The organism is Spiroplasma endosymbiont of Megachile willughbiella (genome assembly GCF_964273395.1).
GTDB classification, from domain to species: domain Bacteria; phylum Bacillota_I; class Bacilli_A; order Mycoplasmatales; family Mycoplasmataceae; genus Spiroplasma_A; species Spiroplasma_A apis.
In genome coordinates this window covers 578,051-598,823 of sequence record NZ_OZ187005.1, presented here as the reverse complement: position 1 = coordinate 598,823, position 20,773 = coordinate 578,051, and the positions used below count along the sequence as shown (strand labels likewise).

Annotated in this window: 20 protein-coding genes and 1 tRNA gene; 8 read left to right on the top strand and 13 right to left on the bottom strand. The window is 26.5% G+C overall.

Features of this window, described 5'->3' with window-relative positions:
* Positions 1-216: 216 nt before the first annotated feature.
* Positions 217-597: a hypothetical protein gene (locus ACI2WZ_RS02595; RefSeq protein ID WP_023789381.1), complete on the top strand. Its 381-nt coding sequence runs from the start codon at positions 217-219 to the stop codon at positions 595-597.
* Between the two features lie 19 nt (positions 598-616).
* Here ACI2WZ_RS02595 and ACI2WZ_RS02590 read toward each other — a convergent pair whose 3' ends face one another.
* Genes ACI2WZ_RS02590 through ACI2WZ_RS02580 form a run of 3 tightly spaced genes read right to left on the bottom strand, consistent with a single transcriptional unit; the run spans position 617 to position 4,573 of the window.
* Complete coding sequence (locus ACI2WZ_RS02590; RefSeq protein WP_023789379.1) at positions 617-1,864, bottom strand: hypothetical protein; 1,248 nt, start codon at positions 1,862-1,864, stop codon at positions 617-619.
* Positions 1,865-1,875: 11 nt separating this feature from the next.
* On the bottom strand, positions 1,876-3,813 hold the full coding sequence (locus ACI2WZ_RS02585) for an ABC transporter ATP-binding protein (protein WP_500244509.1): 1,938 nt from the start codon (positions 3,811-3,813) through the stop codon (positions 1,876-1,878).
* Positions 3,814-3,841: 28 nt separating this feature from the next.
* Positions 3,842-4,573, bottom strand: a complete 732-nt coding sequence (locus ACI2WZ_RS02580; protein ID WP_023789375.1) for a hypothetical protein — start codon at positions 4,571-4,573, stop codon at positions 3,842-3,844.
* A 43-nt stretch (positions 4,574-4,616) separates the two neighbouring features.
* Here ACI2WZ_RS02580 and ACI2WZ_RS02575 point away from each other — a divergent pair, with 43 nt between their 5' ends.
* Positions 4,617-5,336 carry a hypothetical protein gene (locus ACI2WZ_RS02575; RefSeq protein ID WP_500244508.1) on the top strand — a complete coding sequence of 240 codons (720 nt, stop codon included), beginning with the start codon at positions 4,617-4,619 and terminating at the stop codon, positions 5,334-5,336.
* A gap of 16 nt (positions 5,337-5,352) precedes the next feature.
* On the opposite strand, the gene ACI2WZ_RS02570 is transcribed toward ACI2WZ_RS02575, so the two are convergent.
* From ACI2WZ_RS02570 to ACI2WZ_RS02560, 3 genes are read right to left on the bottom strand one after another with little or no spacing between them, the layout of a single operon-like run.
* Positions 5,353-7,167: a M3 family metallopeptidase gene (locus ACI2WZ_RS02570; RefSeq protein ID WP_023789371.1), complete on the bottom strand. Its 1,815-nt coding sequence runs from the start codon at positions 7,165-7,167 to the stop codon at positions 5,353-5,355.
* A 48-nt stretch (positions 7,168-7,215) separates the two neighbouring features.
* Positions 7,216-8,199, bottom strand: a complete 984-nt coding sequence (locus ACI2WZ_RS02565; RefSeq protein ID WP_023789369.1) for a hypothetical protein — start codon at positions 8,197-8,199, stop codon at positions 7,216-7,218.
* A 13-nt stretch (positions 8,200-8,212) separates the two neighbouring features.
* The gene (locus ACI2WZ_RS02560) at positions 8,213-8,824 is read right to left on the bottom strand and encodes a LemA family protein (RefSeq protein ID WP_023789367.1); all 612 of its coding nucleotides are present in this window, start codon (positions 8,822-8,824) and stop codon (positions 8,213-8,215) included.
* A 503-nt stretch (positions 8,825-9,327) separates the two neighbouring features.
* On the opposite strand from ACI2WZ_RS02560, the gene selD reads away from it, so the two are divergent.
* The 6 genes from selD (at position 9,328) to ACI2WZ_RS02530 (ending at position 12,589) form a co-directional block, all read left to right on the top strand.
* Positions 9,328-10,314, top strand: coding sequence for a selenide, water dikinase SelD (gene selD, locus ACI2WZ_RS02555; RefSeq protein WP_500244507.1), 987 nt, complete (start codon positions 9,328-9,330; stop codon positions 10,312-10,314).
* Between the two features lie 2 nt (positions 10,315-10,316).
* Complete coding sequence (selA, locus tag ACI2WZ_RS02550; RefSeq protein WP_500244506.1) at positions 10,317-11,696, top strand: L-seryl-tRNA(Sec) selenium transferase; 1,380 nt, start codon at positions 10,317-10,319, stop codon at positions 11,694-11,696.
* Positions 11,680-11,910: a sulfurtransferase TusA family protein gene (locus ACI2WZ_RS02545; protein ID WP_500244505.1), complete on the top strand. Its 231-nt coding sequence runs from the start codon at positions 11,680-11,682 to the stop codon at positions 11,908-11,910. The genes selA and ACI2WZ_RS02545 overlap by 17 nt, the downstream gene beginning before the upstream one ends.
* Positions 11,911-11,914: 4 nt before the next feature.
* Positions 11,915-12,148 (top strand): hypothetical protein, encoded by a 234-nt coding sequence (locus tag ACI2WZ_RS02540; RefSeq protein WP_500244504.1) that lies wholly within the window; start codon positions 11,915-11,917, stop codon positions 12,146-12,148.
* Positions 12,133-12,477: a hypothetical protein gene (locus ACI2WZ_RS02535; protein ID WP_500244503.1), complete on the top strand. Its 345-nt coding sequence runs from the start codon at positions 12,133-12,135 to the stop codon at positions 12,475-12,477. The genes ACI2WZ_RS02540 and ACI2WZ_RS02535 overlap by 16 nt, the downstream gene beginning before the upstream one ends.
* A 14-nt stretch (positions 12,478-12,491) precedes the next feature.
* Positions 12,492-12,589: transfer RNA gene (locus tag ACI2WZ_RS02530), tRNA-OTHER, on the top strand.
* A 139-nt stretch (positions 12,590-12,728) separates the two neighbouring features.
* Here the strand turns inward: ACI2WZ_RS02530 and selB are convergent.
* Genes selB through prdA form a run of 7 tightly spaced genes read right to left on the bottom strand, consistent with a single transcriptional unit; the run spans position 12,729 to position 20,755 of the window.
* Positions 12,729-14,576 carry a selenocysteine-specific translation elongation factor gene (selB, locus tag ACI2WZ_RS02525; protein ID WP_500244502.1) on the bottom strand — a complete coding sequence of 616 codons (1,848 nt, stop codon included), beginning with the start codon at positions 14,574-14,576 and terminating at the stop codon, positions 12,729-12,731.
* Positions 14,577-14,578: 2 nt separating this feature from the next.
* On the bottom strand, positions 14,579-15,331 hold the full coding sequence (locus ACI2WZ_RS02520) for a hypothetical protein (RefSeq protein ID WP_500244501.1): 753 nt from the start codon (positions 15,329-15,331) through the stop codon (positions 14,579-14,581).
* A 44-nt stretch (positions 15,332-15,375) separates the two neighbouring features.
* Entirely contained in the window at positions 15,376-16,944 is a 1,569-nt protein-coding gene (locus ACI2WZ_RS02515) for a sulfite exporter TauE/SafE family protein (protein ID WP_500244500.1), read from the bottom strand.
* Position 16,945: 1 nt separating this feature from the next.
* A complete protein-coding gene (locus ACI2WZ_RS02510) occupies positions 16,946-17,965 on the bottom strand; it encodes a proline racemase family protein (RefSeq protein WP_500244499.1) in 1,020 nt (339 codons plus the stop codon).
* Between the two features lie 28 nt (positions 17,966-17,993).
* Positions 17,994-18,710, bottom strand: a complete 717-nt coding sequence (gene prdB / locus ACI2WZ_RS02505; protein WP_023789347.1) for a D-proline reductase (dithiol) protein PrdB — start codon at positions 18,708-18,710, stop codon at positions 17,994-17,996.
* 12 nt (positions 18,711-18,722) lie between these two features.
* Entirely contained in the window at positions 18,723-18,914 is a 192-nt protein-coding gene (locus tag ACI2WZ_RS02500) for a CBO2463/CBO2479 domain-containing protein (protein ID WP_023789342.1), read from the bottom strand.
* Complete coding sequence (gene prdA, locus ACI2WZ_RS02495; protein WP_500244498.1) at positions 18,914-20,755, bottom strand: D-proline reductase (dithiol) proprotein PrdA; 1,842 nt, start codon at positions 20,753-20,755, stop codon at positions 18,914-18,916. Before prdA ends, ACI2WZ_RS02500 begins: the two co-directional genes overlap by 1 nt.
* Between the last annotated feature and the right edge of the window lie 18 nt (positions 20,756-20,773).

The following is a 20,773-nucleotide window of genomic DNA, read 5'->3' as shown; positions in this document are numbered from 1 at the left end:
AAGAATGAAAGTGTTTACCTGATAATTTGTTATACTCTCATTAATAGAAAGTTAGGAACTTTAAAAAACTCATTTATTTTAAAAATTAAAAGTATTATTTTATATTAGTTATTTATTTTTAATAAATAATGCTATTTCTTTTTTAATTTAGTAAAAAAATTTATTATTGTTTGCTTTGTTGCAACATTATCAATATTATTATAGTGAGGTTAAAAAATGGAAAAAAAAGAAATTGGTTATATTATAAGAATATACGAATTCAGAAAGTTAAAAGAAAGATTTGGCAATAACTTATTAGTAGACTTTTCTGATTATTTTATTACTTCTAATTCAGTTGAAGAAGATGTTAATATTGCTAATGAGAAAATAAATAAAATACGAGACTATAATTTTTTATTTCTTGACAAGTACACAGACATTAAGGCTTCTCAAGTCTTTGAGAATATAGAAAAACTATTGGTAGAAAAATATGGCAAAAAAAACTACCCTCTAAGAGTAGCTATTTTATTTATTCCTGAAGTTGAAAATTATTTAAATCAAAAACAAAACTACTGGATGATTTTTATTCAAGATAACTTAAAAATAAAAAGAAGTTAATAACTTCTTTTTATTTATTTTAATTATTTGTAAAGTAACTTATAAAAATTCAAGAACAAGTTCAATAAATGAACAATATCGAGAAGTTAGCAAAGTATAAATCAATTGGTAATGTTTTAAAAACAATCATGAAGTTTATTACTGCAGTTAGAATGAATATACTTAACGGTATAACGAACATATAGATAATACTTAACACATTATATTTTTTTTCTTCCAACATTGAAATAAGTTGTGCAAAAGAATAAACAAGTAACATTGTAGAAAGAACAATGTAAAGTAATGACATCAAGAATTGAATCAAGTTTGACTTATATCATTCTTCGCCAATTTGATATTTTGGAAAGAAGACTATATTGATAACAATGTTTATAAAAATCAAAGCAATAAAAAAGTATAGAACTAACATATTTAATCAATAAATTGTCAAATTATATTTTTTTGCTGCTATTATGATTCATATATTATAAATAACCATGGTTGTTAAAAAGATTGATAATATAAATGAATAGAAGAAAACATTTCCTAAAGTAATATTACTATAATATAATCCTAACCCTGTAAATGTAAACATAACAAGATTTAATATAATAGATAAATTTAATGCGCTATAAATTTTAGAAATATATAAACTTGATATTTTTCATTTATTTAAATTCGATTCCCCGTTTACTTCCAGTAAGTAATCAATTGTATTTCAACTATTTTTTGAGTAATAGTCATTGACCATTTTGAAATCAAGAAAGGTTTCATTTTTTTTATTTATCTTTCTTTGTTTTTCTTTTTCAAAGTTATTTTTTATTTTTTCCTCGACTAAAGTACATGCATTTTCAAGACCAACTAATGATTCCTCAGCTAAAACTTTTGAAGTTATAACTTCTATTAGATCAACTAAATAATGAGGTCGATAGCTTAATGATTGAAATTCCTTTAGTAATTTTTTAGCTTGTGTTATGTCATCATCTTTAACAGTTCCTTTTAATTTTCCTATAAAGTTTATACAAATCTCAAAATCATATAAAATATAATTTTTTAAATTTTTTTTATAACTCTTTATATTTACAAAACGAGAAAACAAAAGATTTTTTATCGCTGCATAAACAATTGAAAAGATAACCCCTAATATTATTAACTTAAACGGGCTGAATATTTGATAAATTGTTGAGTCTAGATTAGGTTTTTGTAAACTTTCAATTCATGAACTGTATAAATAATACATGAATGTCATAATTGATATAAATACTATTTGGTATATTAATTTTTTCATACTTAACCTTTCTAATTATTTGAAATATCATTCAATGTTTTGAATACTCCGGGAGTATTAGATAATTCGTTAAATGTTCCTTCTTGTACAATCCCCTTTTTGGGTTCTATTACAAAAATTTTATCAAAAGATTTTATTGTTGATAATCTATGAGCAATGGAAATTGTTGTTCTTCCAACCATAAGTTTTTCTAACTCCATTTGAATTTCTTTCTCTACTATATTATCTAACGCACTAGTAGCTTCATCAAGCACTAGGACTTGAGGATTTTTAACAAACATTCTTGCTATGACTAGTCTTTGCTTTTGTCCACCAGATAATTGTGAGCCTTTTTCAAATAAGACTGTATTATATTGTTCAGGTCAACTCATTATTAAATCATGTAGCTTTGCTTTTTTACATGCTTCAATAATTTCTTCATCGGTTGCTGAATACTTTACATATCTAACGTTTTCAAATATGTTTCCACTTAATATTTGTGGTTCTTGACCGACATATCCAACCTGATCTAATCAAGATTTCATTTCAAAGCTCTTTAATGGTTGATCATAATTTAAGAGAATTTCTCCTTTTGTTGGATCATAGAATCTTAAAAGAAGTTTGGTAATCGTTGATTTACCACTTCCAGTTTTACCAACGAAGGCATATTTTTTTCCTTGCTTTAAAGATAAACTAAGATTACTTATAATTTCTTCTTCTTTATTTGGATAAGAAAAACTTACATTTTTAAAAACAATATCACCATCTAGTTTTTTAAATGTTTTCTTACCTTCCATTTTTATATTTGGTTTACTATTAATAACTGCTTTTATGTTGGTACATGCACTTTCACTAATATTTAATGTAGCTAGTACATCTTTCAATTGCAAAACAGGAAGAACAATAATAATAACACCAGTAGTAAATGAAGTTATAATACTTAGTAAACGTTGCATTTCGTTGTTGTATAAGACAACTCCAAAAATTAATGTCGCCATAGCAAAACAACCAACCCCACCAACTAATATAGCTGTTGACATTTCATTTAATCATAGATTGTTTTTAGTTTTTTTGGCATTTTGTTTATTTAGGTTTTCAAATCTTTCAATCTCACTATCTCAAGTCCCAGATGCTTTTATCAATTCCATCAAATTTATCTTTTCACTTACTTGACTATTGATATCTGATTTAAAACTTTCTAACTTAATAGAGTTTTTTTTGTTTATAAATATTATTAAAGATACGAGAACTATTATCGATAACAATAGACCATAAACTATTACTGAAAGCTTTCAGTCGATAGTTGTCATTATAACAATTGAAAAGAAAATGGTTGTAAAGACTTGATAAATTACAACTGGTGCATTTTTCAATTGCATTCCGATTATTTGAGTGTCTTTGACAACAACTGAAATCAAATCACCGCTCTTATGTACATTAAAATAATCTAGATCATTTTTTAACAAGGCTTTAATTGAGCTGTTTCGTAATTTCATTTCCTCGTTAGCAGCAATCGCTCCACTGGTCATATATGCAAAGTAAGTAAACAAGACAACAAACACAATCGAACCAACCATACAATAACATAAATCCAACATATTCAGTTTTAAACCGAAAAGTTCCTTATACAAATCATTGCCATCATAATTGATATATTTAAAATAAAACTCATGAATTATTTTTTCTAATGTTTCATTATTAATTTTATTACTAAAAATAGGAATCAAATTTTTATCTAAACCTAATATATCAAATAGTTTCTCTAGATTTGGTGTGTTGTTAAAAAGATCAACAATATTTTTAGAAATCAGAATAGCTGTAATTCATTCAACTAATTTAACATTTATAACTAATAAAAACACAACAAAAGAAGAAAAGATTATCGTCAATAATGCAAATATTTTATTATTTCATCATGTTCGTAACAGTAGTTTAAAAAACTCATTTTTTTTAGTTTTAGTTAGATTCATAGTTATCTCCTGAATTACGTCTAATAATTTATTCCAAGTTATCAGTTACTAATACTTTATTGATATTTAAATTGTCATTGATATCACACATAGCCTCAATTTTTACAAATAATTCTAAAACAACTCAAAACTTATTTGCGTCATCTTCAAAGTAATTTTCTATTTGTTTTGAATTTTCGTATTTATCTTCATAGATATTTAAAATAAATTGAGTTCCCATCCCTCACTCTTCCATATGTTTCATATTGAACATATCTCTTAATATGTTTCTTTGTTCATTAGTCAGTAAAATTCGCTTCTCACTTACTATCTTTGCAATTAAAGTCGCATAATCTAAAATATTATCTTTTAAAATGACTTTAATTTCTTTTAGCGAAAGTACATCCTTGCCAAAGTTAACATTATTATAAGACTTTTTGATTAGATAATCAATTAATAAAAAAACTTCTTTAATTGAATAAAGTAGTCTTTGCAAATCCAATCGATTATAGTCATAATTTTCACGATCCCATTTATTGAATAAAACGATTGTCTTTTCAGTAAAATCTAAAAACTCATCTTTATATTCTTGAAACTCATCGAAATATTCCATATTTATAATTCTAGTTTTCAAATTTAGAAAACCTTCAATCAATAATTTATTCCTTTCTAAATAATCTTCAAATAAATCTAATGAAGCATAAATACTTGCATAAATCGGGGTAAAAAAAACCATAATTTTATTTATATTTTCCTTAGAAAAATCATATTTTCCTAACATTTTTTCACCTTCTTTAACTATTTAAATATGTTATATAATACAAATGTATTTTAATAGAAAGTTGATAAGAATGATAGAATATTTTAAAACAAATAAAATAACCAATAATGATATAGAACACTTGAAAAATATCAATCCTTTCTGAGCAAAAGATTTATCAAAAACAATAAAAAAATTGCAATTATGATTATTAAAGTTTAACAAAAAACAAGAGGATTTCCCCCTAGATAACGAAAAAGGTATCAATGGTTACATTGTGTTATTCCAACAAATCAACAATTATAGGAATTTTATAAATCAAAAGTATGATTATTTAAAAACTAATGCGAGAGTTTTAAAAAAATTTCATAAATTGTTATTCGATTATTGTAATATTTTGGGAATAGCAAAAGCTATAGAGATTATTGCGCAATTTTTTGAAGATTTTTTAACCAAGGATATTGTCAATAAAAGAAACCATTTAGTTTCTTTGTCAAATAGTTTTATCGAAAAAAACTTGAATATCTATAAAAAAGAGCTTGATAAACAATTACCAAATGATAAATATATTGAAATGTGTTTTGAAAGCATTATAATAACTGAAGTCGATATATATAATGTCCAAAATTTAATAAGCAATATGATGAAATATTCGAAATTATTGAGAAAAAAACAAAAAATATCTGAGAGTATATTTTTAGAAAATAGCATCAACTCTATTGAAACGGGTGTTTACTTAATGACTATTTCAAATATTCTTTCAAGGTTCTCAGAGAATTTATAATTAAAAAATCAGTTTTTTAAACTGATTTTTTCTGTTTTTCTAGAAGTAACTCTAGTTCTTCTATTAAGTTTTTTAAATAACTTATCAATGGTACATAAGCTTTTTCTTCATTTGGATCAAAACCATATTTTTTAAATAAATCTATTGTTTTCATTGAACCACCATCTTTAAGATAACTTAATATATTTGTGTAGTCATTTGTTTTTTTAAAATCTTCGTATAATTTAAAAGATACTGCAATCGATACGGCATATTTATATATATAAAACGGTTGCTCAAAAATATGAGAAATTGATGTTCATCCATATTCAATAACTTCATCGTTATATTTATCAAAAATAGATTCACCAAGAACCTCTTTAGATGATTGTTTTAATAATGATATTATTTTTTCAAGTGTTAGAGTATCCCCTTTTTCGACTGTTTTAAAGCAATTGTACTCAAATAATGATTCACTAACAGCTGAATAAAAATTAGAAATTATAAATTCTATTCTATTCTGTATTAAAACAATTTTGGTTTGAATATCAGTGCTTTCTTTTATTAAATAATCAAATAAAATATGTTCATTAAGTGTTGAAGAAACCTCAGCAATCAAGTTACCGAATGTATTAAGAGGTTCCTTTTGATACTTTTCTGAAAAACTATTATGAACTGCATGTCCGATTTCATGAGCTAAAGTGGAAATAGATTCGTAATCATCTGTATAATTTAACGAGACAAGTGAACCATATCCATTACTATAAACAGTAAAAGCACCCGATGATTTATTATCATCTTCGAAAAAATCAATTTTGTTATCAGCGATGCATAAATCTAACATTTCAGAGTACTCTGAACCTAAAGAAGACAATGCTTTTTTTAAGATAGATATCCCTTGTTCAACTAATATTTGTTTTTTCTCTATATTCGCTAGTGCAAGACAAGAATCTGTTGAATAAAATTTGTTATCAAATTGAAAGTATCTCTTTATTAGTTTATAAAAATCATTATATGGTTGATTATTATTAGAAACAAGCTTAATCAGACTTAAATAATTGTCTAAGGAAAAATTATCATCTTCAAAATAGTTCTCTGTAAAAGATTTCATACCAACAAGTTGTGTACTTTCTACTTCTTCTTTTACGATAGAGTCATAAAGTTTAGCTAATGTAAACTTTTTGTTTTTTTGATTCTTTTTATAAGCAAGACTTAATTCAATTCGAAGTTGTTGATCTTCTTTTGGTTTAGAATAGGTTAACACATCGCTTAAAGTGTATTGATCTAGCTTATATTCTTTTCCTTTATAAGTCAAAGTTTCAATTTTGTTATCTTTAAATCTTAATGTTTCGTATAACTCATAAATCATTGAGCTTGAGTTAGAGACTTGAGCTATTAATTTTCTTTCGCCTTCTGGTAATAAGTACTTCAAATTTTTAAAAAAATCTTGGTAATGTAGCTCATATGACATTAAATCTTGATCACTCTTGATTCATTTTAAAAAAGTTTCTTCTCCTATTTCCTTTATTTGCTCTGTGATTCATGTAAACTGACCATCGAATTCTTGCAATTTTAAGTAGTATAGAGATTCATTTTCAAGAGCGAGCGCGTTATTTTGTTCAACAAGTAAGATTTTTAAATAATGATTTATTTTGTTTCCTAAGTCAGAAACTTTTTTTGATTCTAAAAAAAACTCCTTGAATGTGTCAAAATCATTTAAACGACCTTTATATTTTTGAAGCTCACGATAGTTTTTTAAATAAATTTCTAAATCACTTTCAAAAGTTTTTTTATCTTTGTACAAGCTACCTATATTTCACTTATATTTTTCTGAAGCACTGTTACGATTCATACACTTCCTCATTTATTCTATTTAAAATGATAGTTTTTTAATTTCTACTTAATAAATATACTCAATATACTTCATTGCTTTAATCAAGTTGTGAACATCTTCTTTGACTTTGTTTGCTAATTTCTTTTTGTAACTTTCATAGCTAAATACTGTGTCGAAACTGATAACACCTAAACTTTCTTGAGGAGCATTATCTCGGAATGAAGTGTGTTCTATCTTAAAATCATTTTCTATAATTAGATAATTGAAATCCTTATGCTTGATATTTGAAAACCCATCAATTAATTTTGGAGTTAAAAATTTCGCTGCTCTAATATCACCTTTTTTTAAGTTGATATCATATAATTTATTAAATACCACTGATTCAGTTTGATAATTCTTATCAAACATTCTTCCACGAGTTATTTTTAAGCCATTGAAAGTATTATCATATAAATTATTTTCACACTTTAACAAAGTAGAGTTTTCATAATAGACATGTTCTTCAGTTTCACCATCAACAGTGTGACGTTCAACATGTCTGATTGGTAATTTATTTCTAAAGTTAACGGGAATATCTTTATATAAAAAAGTCACATAATTAACTTCATCATCTCTTTCCAAATAACTATTATTTGCAATAGTTGTCTTTGGATTAACAAGGAAAAACTTCAAATCTTTAATGTAATCTTTACCCTTTTCTTCACTTATAGAAATGCGATAAACTTCATCAAGTTTACCTTTTGAAAAGTGATGATTTATAAAGTTTTTAGTTAGTTCCTTTCGATCGCTATTTATATATATTTTAATTGCTGATATCAAGAAAAAGATACCTACACCTAATATAATCAATCCAATACATAAATATGGTAGTGGTAAAAGAAGACCAAGAGCTGTTGAAACACAAACCCCCACCATTAAAATTAGGGAAGCAACACCAGCGTAAATATAAAATTTTTTATTTACTTTACTTAAGGAATTAATAATATTAACAAATTCTATATCCTTATCATAGATATTTCCTATAATTGTTTTCAAAGCGGCTTTATCCATACTTTAATTCTTTCTAATTAAAAGATACTTTAATATCTTCACGTTCATTATCTGTGATTTCAAAAAAAGGTTGAAAACACAGACCAAGTTGCCTAGCTGCTATATTTGTTGGATAAGAGTTTATAGATTGATTAAAATAACTTACATTAGAGTTATAAATCCTTCTTGCTGCTGCAATATTATCCTCAATATTACTTGTTTTTTGCATTAATTCTCTAATTAATTCATTAGATTTTAGATTTGGATAATTCTCTACTTGTAAAGAAATGGTTTTTGTAATTTTATCTAAATCATTTGAGTTTTTTATCATTTGGTTGACATCACCACCAACCCTCATTTTTGTTAAATTCATAAGCATGTCTTTTTCGAAGTGGATACTTTCTTTAACTTCATCTATCAGTTTTATTAAAGTATCTCTCCTATTCTTTAGTTGAACATCTATTCCTGATTCTGCCTCTGTTATTTTTATATTTAGAGATCTTAACTTATTTAAGTTAACTAAATGTACTATAAAAGGAATTATTAATAATCAACTTATCACAAAAAATACCTTACCTATAAAAAGTATTTTTGGTTTGTTTCCTACTTCACTATTTAAAGTTTTATTATCTGGATATACAATCATATTTCTCCTTACAATGTAAATTATACATTAAATTAATTTACACTTAAATTTATAATTATGTTAATTAATATCACATTAATTCGAAAAAAGTTACACATTTAATGATATATTTTTTATTATGTTGCTATTCTTCTTTAAGTATTAACTTTTTTATTATAATAAAAAATAAGTCAAAAACATTAAAAAAGACAAGATATATATGTGTATATGGATGTTTCGTTAATCTAGATTCGAGTAAATAAATGTGTTTAAAACTAAATCTTAGTTATTATAATTTAAATTTGTCACAAACGTAATCAGACAAGATATAAACTATTTAAATCATACGGCATTCTTATTTCAAGCTTTTCTAACATCAAGATTATTATTGTCACAAATAATTATTTTGTATTAAAGTGCATAATTGATAATATTTATAGAAAATTTTCTAAAAATATTATAATTTGTTATTAATTTTTCTTTATATTAGTTAGAATATCAATGAGAGAAAGAAGAGTGAGAATTTGAAAGATATAAACTGTATGGGTGGTTGTAGTTCTAAATTAGATAATAATAGATTAACTAAAATTTTAAAACTGGCTAGCACAAATTTAATTGGAAACGAAGACTCTAGTATTTGAAATTTAGAAAACGGAAAATCCTTAATAGAATCTTTGGATTTCTTTCCACAAATTTCAGATTCATTATATACATATGGGCAAATAACGGCTTGTAATTCCATAAGCGATATATATGCAATGGGTGGCAAACCTGAGTTTGCTTTATCTATTTTAACAGTGACAAAAGATATGTCAGATGAAGATATTGCCTTAATTATAAAAGGAATGAAGTCAATATTAGATCCATTGAAGATCAAAATATTAGGAGGACATACAATTATAACTAATGACTTATTATGTGGTTTAAGTGTTACTGGATTTGTTGACAATATTGACCTTAAATTAAATAACACCCCAAAAGTTGGAGATATCTTAGTAATTTCTAAGCCTCTTGGTTTTGGAACAATTATGGCAGCTAAATCAATTGATATGGTTAATTCAAATGATTATGAAGAAGCTATTAGGTGAATGACAACACCAAATGAATTAGCTAGTCTTCAATCAATTAAATATAATTTTAACTCATTAACTGATGTCACTGGTTTTGGTCTTGCTGGACACTTACTTGAAAAACTAAATAATAAATTTACAGCATCTATTCAATTCGAAAGTATCCCCTTAATTAAGAATGTTTTGGATTACCTAGGCAATTATATTGTTAATGGTGCTTTGGCTAATAATAGACGTAATTATTCAAAAGATATATATTTTGATGAAGATACCCCTTTTGCTATGAGACAAATATTTTTTGATCCTCAAACATCTGGTGGACTTTTAGGAACACTTTCTGAAAAAGAGTATCTTAAATTGATTCAAGACCCTAAAAATGTTTTTACTAAAATTGGTGTAATAAAAGAAAAGAGTAACTATCTTATAAAGGTTGAAATTTAAATATGTCAAATTTATTTAGAGCTATTCCAAGTATTAGCGAACTACTTAAAAATGAAGATATCAAAAGCTATCCAATTGATGAAGTGAATAAACATTTTCTAATAGAAGAATCTTTATATGAGTTAAGGTACAATATTGGAACAAAAAATATAAGTACTATTAGTTATCAAGAAATAGTTCTTGAAATATTAGAAAAATTTAAGAATAGTATTCTATTCTCCTTAAGGAAAGTCATCAATGCTACTGGAGTTATTTTACACACAAATTTAGGAAGAAGCATTTTACCTACAAGCTCTATCAAGAATTTTATTGAAGTAAATTACGGATATTCAAATATTGAATATAATTTAAAAACCATGAGACGTGGTGACAGAGAAACGCATTTAAATAAAATATTAAGTGAGTTAACTGATTGTGAAGACTCATGTGTAGTAAATAATAATGCAGGAGCTGTATTTTTAGTTTTAAATACTTTTTCTAAAAACAAAAAGGTTCTAGTTTCAAGGGGTGAAAATGTCGAGATTGGTGGAAGCTTTAGAATACCAGATATTATAAAAGCAAGTGGAGCTAAAATTGTTGATGTTGGCACAACCAATAAAACTTATTTGAAAGACTATCAAACAGGACTATTAGAAAATAAAACTGCTAACATGATCTTAAAAATTCACAAATCTAATTATGATATTGTTGGTTTTAATAACTCTGTATCCGCACAAGAATTAGCTTCTATTAAGAATGAGAATATCATTTTAGTAGAAGATCAAGGTAGTGGATCATTGATAGACTTAACCAAATACAATAACAAGTTAACTAAAGAAAACACTGTAAGACAATCATTAATAGATGGCGTAGATTTGGTTTTATTTTCAGGAGATAAGTTATTAGGTTCAGCTCAAGCTGGAATAATTGTAGGAAAGAAAGAATTAATAAGTAAGATTAAGAAAAATCAATTATTCAGAATGTTAAGATCATCAAAAGTAGTTATATCTTTAGTTGAAGTTACTCTTGAAATGTATAAAAAAGAAAAAATAGCTATTAAAACCATACCTACATTAAGGATGATATGCGAAAACATTAACATGGTTAAAAATAGAGTTAAATATCTTATAAAACTAGTTAAGAACGATAATTTCAATTTGACTGTTGTGGAAACCAAAGCAACAATTGGAGGAGGTAGCTTACCCAAAGATATTATTGATAGTTATGGAGTTAATGTTGAATATAAAAATAAAAAAATAAATTATGTTTATGAAAAGTTAGTGAACCTACCTATTCCTGTAATTGGTACACTACATGATAAGAAATTAATTTTAGATTTTAAAACAATTCAAGTCAATGAAATAGAAATTATAGCGAGGTTTTTAAATGATGCAAAATGATAAAAAAGTAAAAGGAGATTTTAAGAACTACTCCTGCCCAGTGCCCTTGATAGAAACTAAAAAATTAATTGACAATAATCTTCCAGGAACAAGTTTCATAATAGAAGTAAAATCTCTAAATGCAAAAGATAATATTTCAGCTATGCTTGACGACTTAAAATATGAACATGAGTCTATCAACAAAGGAGATTATTATGAAATTAGTTTCACAATATAAATAGATGATTACTTTTCTTGATGGACGTTCTTCAAAAATAGCTCACCTAGTTTGTAAAGATAAAAAAATAGATAGCATTTATTTCCCTACCCCATTAAATATTGATAAGTATTGTGAATGATGTTTAGGTTTTAGAAACAGTGATATATGTTTAAAGATGTATGACCTATTTAAAAATAAAATAAATGTTGGTAAAAAGTTTTTGAAAGGAGATTACAATGTATGATTAGAAATGTAGTCCTATTAACAGATACAATTATTGGAAGTAATGACGATCCAGAATTAGGAGAAAAATTAATTTTATCATTTATTTATTCTTTGTGTAATTCTCCTGATGATGATTTACCAAGTCATATTATTTTATATTCTAAGGCTGCGAAATTAGTAACAATCAATGATCAATTATGTACTCATTTTTTAGAACTTCAACATAGAAAAGTATCTATATTGGTATGTGGTACATGTCTAGATTATTACGATATTAAAAAATTATTATTTGGAAAAGTTTCAAACATGTTAGAAATAGTAAGTATTTTAAATAACTCTACTAAAGTTATAAAGCCATAATATCAATAATTTATGGAAAGGGTTGGGTCGCTGGTGCGCCCACTAGCCTCCGAAGCTATGTTAAGAGTTTTGAAAACTTTTTGGTATGTTCGATTCGTACACCTTTCCGCCACATAGAAAAAACTATTGCAATAAAATAACGCTGACACTTGTCGGCGTTATTTTAATTTTGATTAATATTAAATACTTTAAGTTACTAAAAAAAAAAAAAAAAAACGTACTTCAATAAAGTACGTAAATTATTATTGTAGTTAATCTTTAATAACAAAATATTTATTATTGATTTTTTTTATTATTTTATCTTTTTCTAACTTACTTAAATAAATTAAATATATATCATAATCAATTTTTATTTTTGATTTCAGGTTTTCATAACTGATAGCATCTAAACTAGTTATTATTTTTTTTAGTTCTTGATAACGTGAGTTTAAAATATAGTAATCATAGTTCAACATTATAATTGAATTAATATTAATTAAATATTTTATAACTTGATTGAACACAATTTTATTGTCAACCTTTTCTTTTAATTGATTTATATTTTTTGCATTATATTTATAATCCTTCATTCTACTTAGTATAAAGTTTTTTATTTTATACTGTTGTTTTGAAAGTCTTACTTCGAAATGTTTCAATGAGTAAAACAAATTATCTTTTTTGATTTCTTGTTTCTTTATCATTATATTTAAAAAGTGTTCTATCTCTAATTGTTTTAAATCACTTTCTAAGTAAGTACTAATACTTGTAAGTGTTAAACCAGGACTTAATGGTTTTTTTAAATGATATGAAGTAAGACCTGATATAATTTTACTTTTTAAATATGTATAATTAGTTTTATGTATAACATAATTATTTTGAAAGATTAAATCACCGCTACTCTGTGTTTTCAATTCATCAATGTCTATATTTTTATCCAAATCATTTATACTAACAAGATAATTTTTGTTAAGCTCTATAAATAATTTTTGTTTTTCAATTTTGTTATCACTAGTTAAAATACTTAAATTATCAAGCTCTTTACTTTTAGTTTTATTAGAAACTACATTACTTCCTTTTAATACTTTGAAACTTTTATTTATATTTTTGTCTTTTGGAAGTTTAATTAAACATAACTGATCAATAGAAAAATACCATTCTTTTTCTAAAACTACTTGTCCATAAATTTTATTTTCTCTTTCTCCCAAGAATTTAAAAGCTCCCTTTAATCTTTTGCAACCTGCATAAATTTTGACACTTTTTGAAGCTATTATTTCTTTTTCTTCGCAAGTAAATATTTCAACAGAGAAACATTTACCAAATAAGATATTAGAATTTTTTACTAATATATCTCCGCGATGAATACTTTTCCAATTTATGTTACTAAGCTTTATAGATGTTCTTTGTCCTGGTTCTACATTAGGTACCGAGACATTATTACTTTGTAAGTCTTTTACTATAAAATTTTCATTTAGTGGAAGTAGAGTTACTTGATCACCAATACTCAACATTTGATTTTGACATGTTCCTGTTACAACAGTGCCAATTCCTTTTAACTCAAATGACCTATCTATGTCCAAACGAAACTCTTTCTGCTTTTCTCTTTTTATAATTGTATTGGAGTAATTATACAAATTGTTTTTTAAATTATTAATGTCATCTATATTTTTACTTGTATATTTTTGTATAGAGAATATATTTAACTTAAGTTTTTTGAAAAGATCTATTATATTTGATTCAACTTCTCAAACTCTTTCTTTTAAAACTAAATCTGTTTTTGAAATTATTGGTAATATATAATTTATATTTAATAGTTTTAGGATATTCAAATGCTCTAAAGTTTGTGGCATAATTCCATCATCAGCTGCAATCATAAGGATTGCTCCATCAATTCCGCTTAAACCAGCAACAGCATTATCTATAAAATCTTTATGACCAGGTAGATCGATTAATGCTATATTAATAGATTCATTTTCTAAAAAGGCAAAGTTAATATTAATAGATAAGTTTCTCTCCTTCTCTTCTTTTAGTTTATCTGTATCTTTTCCTGTTAATATTTTAACTAATGTTGTTTTACCGTGATCAACATGACCAGCAACAGCAAGACATATATTTTTTTTCACCTTTACTCATCACCATCTTTCAAAGCATTATTATTTATTCTTAAAATGTTATATGCTAAGCTAAACATAATTCCATCTTCATAAGCTGAACTATATTTATAAATAAATTTTTCATTATTGATTTTGAAACTAATATAGCCAACATTAGAAAATATATTTGCTGGTTTATATTCAAGGTTTGTAATTTTTGATGTTGGATATTTTTTTCTAACGCCATTTATTTGAAAATAAAAATGTCCTGGTTTAAGATACAATTTTATTTTTGCTTCTTTATCTTCGCTTACAAAGTTTCTTTTTTCTAAATCATAGAGTGTTTCATTAAAAGCAATATATTTATAAACTTCTTTGACGCGAATATAAGCAAAAATAGTCGACAACAATAACGGAATTAAACTTAAAAATAAACCGCTTAAAAGTATTAGCTTGCTTTTATTATCGGTTGTTGTAACAAAAAAACTTATGCCAACTATCATTAATAAAATTACAACACAACTTAGTAAGTTGTATAAGACTAGATGCTTAGACATTTTATACATTGCAACAAACCCAAAGTTATAAAACAAAACAAACAAAGAGATGAAAACTCAAGCAAATGTTTTATAAGAAGTAAATAAATAACCAATCATCTTAAAAGTTATTATAGAGAATATAACTAAAATGATTAATGTAATTACATTAACTCAAATCATTGATCTGTACTTTGCAAATGGTGAATTCATTGCTCGAAGATTATTTATTTTACTTTTATTTTTCATAAACTCTCCTTTGCTCGGCAAATAAAAATACAGTCTATGTATTTTTATTTGACTGTATCTAAATGTTTTTTGATAACTTTTTGTCTTTTAAATTTATAATACTCGTAAAACATCATTATAGATGTATAGAAAATAACTATTATGACTAAAAATAAAAGATACTTTACAAATTGTGTGTTACCAGCGAAACCTACAAAAATTGCTAAAAATGCAGATATAACACCAATAACTCCACCAATGGTAATTGCAACTGTTACTTTTGGAGCGTAATTTTTATCTTGAATAAATCTAATAGAACCTACAGGCATTAGAAATGCTGTACTTGCCATCATAACAGGAAAAGCAACTGTAACGTTCATACCCATTAAAGTAACAACAGCCATTGCAGGAGCATAAAGACCAATTCCTAAACTCATCAATCCACCAAGTATTAGAAATATAAATGCAGATACATAAATTTTTCATTCATCAAAAGGCAAGGAGATAGCATCACCTCCAGCACCAAATGCATTGACCATCGGATGAGATAACACCATTAATATAGCGGTTATAAATAGTAATGTTCCCATGACTATTTTCACACTATTTTTATTTATTTTATTTGCAATCACAGCTCCTAAGTAACTTCCGATAACTGCCATTGATATTAATACTATCAAAGTATAAGGATCTACTTTTACAGCCGCTATAAATATGATTGCTTCAAAAATAACAGGAATTGTATGACCAACATTTAAGATACCAAGTATTTTTTTATCATCATCTACAGCTTTAAAAGCTTTTAAAAATACTATTGTTGGTGCGAACGAACCTATACCAATTGTGTCAAAGAAATCTGTTATGAATCCTATAACTATACCCTTCGTAAAGTTTGAATTTTTTCTTTCTATTGGCAAAGTTTTCGAACTATCTTTTAATAATAAGAAAGAAATAACACCAACCATCACAATTAAAATTCCAGAAAGAGCTAAAGCTATTATTGATTCTTTGGCACCAAAATTATAACTCTCGCCATTATTTGATTGCGGATAATACACTGTGTAATTAATTGTTAAAGCAGTAATCAATACAAATACAGTTGAGGTTATAAAAATTAAAGTTAAAAGTATTTTATTAATTGTTCCTTTGAAAACTTTATACTCTTGAATTAACTTTTCAAGCTCTTTATGATATTTTAAATCAATTTGTTTAGATTTCTCTTTAAACTCATTTTTATTTTCAACTGTGGTTTTTTTTAACTCACTTTTCTCTACTTTTATTTGAGACTTCAAAACATTTATTTGTTCTTTTATTTTATTCTTTGTCTCTTTTGCATTTTTGTTTTTTTTAAAATTATTGATATCAATAAAATTTTCTTCCATTTTAATTGTTAAATTTTTAATTTTACTTTTAAGTTCTTCATAAGACTCATTGTATTGATTTTGTATTTCGTTTTGACTTGACTTGCCTGACTTTGAGTTTTTCCTCCAAAGAGTTTTATGCTCTTTTTTTAATTTATTTAATTTATCAACACTGTCATTGAACTCGTTACAAATTTTATCTAACGTTACATCTTTTTTTAGAAGTTCTTTTTTGAGTTCTAGTTCATGCGATGAAAGTAAAGATGCTTGCATATTATTTTACCTTTGGATTAAACCCTTCCTTAAATGGATCATCTGGTTGAAGAACGAAATTTGAATAACCTGTTATTCAAGCTTTACCAGTAATCTCTGGCATAATGGCTTCAAAGTCACCAACTTTTGTTTTACTTAAAGCTTTTCCAATAAATTTTGTTCCTAAAATAGATTCGTAAACAAACTCTTCTCCAAGTTTTAACTCACCCTTTGCAACTAACGTTGCAACTTTTGCTGATGTACCAGTTCCACAAGGAGATCTATCAAATTGTCCTAAACCAAAAACAACACAATTAGAATAATTATTGGGATGTCTTTTGTTAGGTTTTTCATAAAACTCAATCAAATCAATTTTATTTATAAATTTGTTTATTGGATGTTCTACTTTTACATTTTTATTTACGAACTTCAAAATCTTCATTCCTTTTTCAACGAAATTTGAATCGTTTTCTGGGATAATATCTAATCCAAGTTGACTAGATTCCAATAAAATGAAGAAGCTTCCACCAAATGCTATATCAAAATTAATTATACCTATTTCAGGCACATCTAAAACAACTTTTTCTTTATATAAGAAAGATGCTACATTTTCAACAGATACATTTTTAACTTCATTATTCACAATATTAACTTTTGCTAATACTAATCCAGCAGGTGTATCTAATTTTATTTCTGTTATGGGTTCTTTAATTTCTACCATTCCAGTTTCAACCAAAACAGTTGCAGTTCCGATTGTTCCATGACCACACATATTTAGACAACCTGCAGACTCTGTAAATAAAACTCCAAAATCAGCTTCAGGGTTGCACGGTGGAATAATAATAGCACCAAACATATCATTATGACCTCGGGGTTCATTCATTAATATTTTTCTAAATCAATCGTGTTCATTTAATAATGAATCTTTTTTTTCCGCCATTGTTTTTCCTTTTAAATTAGGTATGCCAGAGAAAATAATTCTTGTGGGTTCTCCTTCTGTGTGAGACTCCACTGTGTAAATTGCTGATTTACTAGTTTTCATATTCGTTGCTCCCTCCTTTTATGATATTTTAAATATTTGCATGATATTCATAAGGTAATGGTACAACTTTTCCTGGTTGATCTATTTTTACTAGTTGTGTTAATGTATCTCTTAATATATTAATTTGCATTTCTTTGTTATTAGGCTCTCCTGCGTTTGCCCCCATTGGAACCAATGGAGCAACCGCTCTTGGAGTACCATTTTGTACACAAACTGGTGGTAATGCCGCAATTATAATTGTCGGTATACCTACAGCTTCAATCGCTCTTTGAATAATAACAGCGGTTCTATGACATGTACCCCGGCCTGCTGTTAAAACTACAGCATCAGTATTTTCTGATTTTAATATTTCTGCTACTTTTGGTCCTGTTACCTCGCTAAATGCTTGTTGGTTTCCTCCACCACCCATGGTTGAAATCATTATTGGTGATACTCCTTTTATGAAGCCTTCATCTACCAACTCACGCATTCTATCGATAGGAAACATACAATTTATATCCTTATTAACATCACCATTATCATATCCTCCGTGCGAAACCATTAAGTCATCAACGGAAGTATTTGAGGGAATTATTCTATAAGATGTGTCACCTGCCAAATTATATGGTGGATCACTTTTCAAGTGAACCCCTGCAGCAGTAACAATTGTTACATTCATATCTACCAATTTTTTAGTAACCGGTGTTCACACTGGTTGTGGTGTAACTGGTACATACACCTCTGATTGCATTCCTTTTATTGCCATATTTTCTCCTTTCTATTCTACTTCTACATAACTCATATAAATAGTAATATTTTGTCCTACAATGAGTTTTTTGTTTGTAATTATTAATCTTAACGGTAATCTCATACTTCCCATTCTACCTAATAAATCTATAGAAACACTAACATCATCAACGCTAGTAATAACACCTTGATATAATCTGATATTGTCGATATCTAAAAGCATTAAACTTCTTTCTCGTAGATTTCTCTACGTTTTCTAGATTTCTCAAGTGTTTGCTCATTCAATACCAACTCAATTTTTTTATTTAGACCATCTTCAATTAATTTAATGTTATTTAATTTAATTTGAGGGTCTCATCGTCTTTCTGCTTCAATTATTTCTTCACCAGAGATTACTGATTTTAACATTTCTAATGCTCTAATGGCATCCTCTAATGTCAATGTATTATTAGAAAGTATTTCATTTTCAATTCCTTGTTTTGATTTGTTCATATCTATTTGGGCATACATATATTCATTACCAACAACAAGACCACCTTGCACAGCAGAATAAGTAACACCAACAACTTTGATTCCTCGTTTACCTATTTCTCTATGATGTTCTGCATAATCAATGTGATTGTTACCAAAACCTTCTGTTGTAATAATCACTCCATCTGGTTTTATATATTCAAACATCATTCCAACTCTTCTAGCTACATAAAATTTTTCGTTATTTACTTGTGGAGAACCTACAACAACAAGTCCTACAAAATCAATATCTTGATCATTCAAAGCTTCTATAATCAATGGTTCTCTAAAATAATGTCGTGAAGTTTCTTTTGAAGCTGGACCGATACAAGTTAATGCATGTATTCCACCATCTAACAATTCTAATGGTGAGATAGCAATTGGTAAATTACCTAAATCAACATTAGGTACAGCACCAATAGTTCCAATAGGTTCAACAGGTAATATTAAGTTGTCGTGCATAGCACCTTGACCCATTATCTCTTTTAAAATTGCAACTTTTGGTTTACCTGCACGGGAAGTTTGTTTAAATTCTTCGGTTTTTGTTATGGTTAAATCTTTCGCTTCTTTTAGTGCATCACGTATTTCTTGCACAATAACATTTGAACATAAGTGAGCAGCAAGTGGACCGGGTCTTTCCATACCAGCGTTAGCTTTAATTACAACATGACATCTTATAAATATATCCCCATAATCTGGTGCACCGGGTCGACCTCACATAATGTTTCGATTTATTTCACCTTCTGATGAACCAAACTCCCCTATTTGTTTATTATTTTCATCAACACCTGTTAGTAAAAGAATTACTTTATCTAATACTCTTGTTTTACCTTCTCCAAGAACTCCTTCAACTTTTACTGCTATTGGTTGAATGTCCATAATTGTGTCGATAACTTTTCCATAATCTTCTTCTGTCAATATATCGTACTCTAATTTTTTAACTAAATTATTACCTTTTGATATTGCTAATTCTGACAAGTTTTTATTTATAGTTAATACGTTATTTTCAATACTAGTTTTTTTACCTAGAACAACTTTATCAACTTTAACGTACTCTTTAGTCAAAGATCTTACAACACTTTCTGTTGCATCTTCTTTTATTTTATCCAAAGGTTTCTCGTTAAAAGATTTATTAGAATTATAATCATAACTTGAATTAGTAATTGGAAAAGATATATTAATATTTTCACCTTTACCAATTTTTATATTTACAATACCGTTGTTTATCAAAGGTTCATTTATCATTACATTTGTATTTGTTTTTTTATCTTCAACTATTTTTTCTTCTTGCATTGATGCACTTGTTCAACCCTCAACATTATCAGGGGTAAGTGGTGTTAAAGCATCAACAGTCATTTTTAACTTACCACCAATTACCTGCCCAATTTTTAATACATTGTCTGGTAGTACTACTAATCCAGAATCAATAAAGTCGGGTAATAAATTTGGATCTTCCAGTATTTTTTCATCTACAAGTGAACCTTTTTCAAATCTACAACAAGTAATTGCTGGTTTGTCTTTAAATTTCTCAATTTTTTCTTTACTTAGGGACATATTTTCCTCCTTTTTTGA